Annotated in this window: 1 pseudogene; it reads right to left on the bottom strand. The window is 72.4% G+C overall.

Annotation, left to right across the window (positions count from 1 at the left end):
• Nucleotides 1-283 (bottom strand): annotated as a pseudogene (locus tag M3677_RS16955) (pentachlorophenol monooxygenase); the annotation flags it as partial.
• Nucleotides 284-475 lie beyond the last annotated feature (192 nt).

The following is a 475-nucleotide window of genomic DNA, read 5'->3' on the forward strand; positions in this document are numbered from 1 at the left end:
CCTCGGTGCGGCACTGGCTGACGTTCACGAACGGCGGGAACGGCGAGGCACCGCGGTCGACGAAGCCTGCGCTGAACAGCTCGTGGTCGCGGTGGAACGTGCGGGCGGTGGTCCAGGTGACCCCGTGCGGGGCGACCTGCACGCCGACGGAGTCCCAGACGTCGAGCACGTCGCGCTGCTGGCAGATCGCCTTGGACCCGACCAGGTCGCGCTCGGGCCGGGCATCGAGGACGACGACCGGCAGCCCCCACCGGGCCAGCAGCAACGCCGTGGTCTGGCCCACCGGCCCGGCCCCGACGACGCACGGGGGCGGTCATGACTGCAGCTGGTCCCAGACCTCGCGGTCGCGCTCGGCGGTCCAGATGACCGGGCGCTCGATGCCGGAGAACTCGTCCCACAGGCGCGAGACGTCGAAGGGCAGGCAGTGCTCGAAGATCGGCCAGTGCCCGAACTTCGGGGCCAAGGCGGCGTGGGT

The organism is Curtobacterium sp. P97, assembly GCF_023712445.1.
Lineage (GTDB): Bacteria > Actinomycetota > Actinomycetes > Actinomycetales > Microbacteriaceae > Curtobacterium.